This window comes from Pseudonocardia lacus (assembly GCF_018531445.1).
GTDB classification, from domain to species: Bacteria; Actinomycetota; Actinomycetes; order Mycobacteriales; family Pseudonocardiaceae; genus Pseudonocardia; species Pseudonocardia lacus.
Genome location: NZ_JAHDTH010000463.1, coordinates 1 through 1,252, shown reverse-complemented (window position 1 = coordinate 1,252; position 1,252 = coordinate 1). Strand labels below are relative to the sequence as shown.

1 protein-coding gene and 1 pseudogene are annotated in these 1,252 nt (G+C 79.3%); both read right to left on the bottom strand.

Features of this window, described 5'->3' with window-relative positions; genetic code table 11:
- The coding region (locus KIK08_RS39090; protein WP_214408341.1) for a protein kinase domain-containing protein at nucleotides 1-577 on the bottom strand (577 nt) is incomplete at its 3' end.
- 90 nt (nucleotides 578-667) lie between these two features.
- Nucleotides 668-1,252, bottom strand: a pseudogene (locus tag KIK08_RS41405) (hypothetical protein); the annotation flags it as partial.

Below are 1,252 nucleotides of genomic sequence, written 5' to 3'. Positions count from 1 at the left end.
GCACCGGCCGGCGCCGGGCCGGCAGCACGAGCGTCGGGGCCTGCAGCATCGCCACGACCTCGGCCGCGGTCGGTCGGGCGGCGGGATCGGTCGCGGTCATCGCGCCCAGCGCGCCGGCGATGCTCGCCGGGAGACCGGCGGGCACGCGCGGGGGTCGGCGCACCCGGGCCACGGCCGCCTCGGCCGTCGGTCCCGGGTACTCGCGCCGCCCGGTCAGCGCCTCCAGCAGCACCAGCCCGAGCGAGTAGACGTCGGCCGGTGCCCCGACGTCCTCGCCTCGCACCTGTTCCGGGGCCATGTAGGCGGCGGAGTCGGCGAGGTGCGCGCTGCCGACGTCGGCCAGGTGGGGCAGGCCGTCGTCGGCGAACAGGACGCCGGCCGGCTCGACGCCACCGTGCACGCCGCCGCGGTCGTGGATGCGGGCCAGGGCGTCGGCCAGTTCGGCCCCCAACTCGACGACGTCGTCGGTGGCCAGAGGGCCTTCGAGCAGCGCGTCGGCGAGGCTGCGCCCCGCGACCGGCTCGGCGTCGATCTCCTGGCGCCCGTGCGGCGTCGAGTCCTCGTGACCCTCGTCCATCGCGGCCTCCTCGGTGTCCCGTCCGGCCTATCACGGAGCCGGAGGGGACGCGCCGCGCCGCGGTGGCGGATCCCCGCCAGGTACCCGGGGTCAACTCTTCGCGCTGTTGCCCTTGCCGCTGTTGCCCTTGCCGTTGTTGTTGCCCTTGCCGGAGTTGCCGCTGTCCGCCTCCTCGCCCGCGCCCGCGCCGGGGCCGGGCTCGTCGGGCTCGGCGGCCTCGTCGTCGGCGGGGGCGGTCTCGTCGGCGGGGGCGGGATCGGCCGGTGGGGTGGGGGCCTCGCCGCGGTCGGCGGCGGGCCCGGCTGCGGGTGTCGCCGACGGGGTTTCCGGGGCGTCCGGGGCATCCGCGACGTCCTGCGGCGCGGGCGTGGGCGTGGGGTCGGCCGGTGGGCGGGCCGAGCCGGAGCCGCCGTGGCTGACGGGAGCGATGGTGCGGGTCTCGGCGGGCCCGGTGCCGGTGTCGGTGTCGGTGCCCACCCCGGCCTCGATGACGGTGATGGTGGGCGCGGTCGGGCCGGGGACGGCCTCGGCGGCCGGTGCGTCCGGGACCACCGCCGCGGGCACGGTCGTCGCGGCGCCCGACTGGGAGAGCGCGTAGCCGGCGCCCAGGCCGGACACCAGCACCGCGGCCGCGGCCAGCGGCAGCAGCGGGAGCGCCGGCCGGCGGCGCGCGCC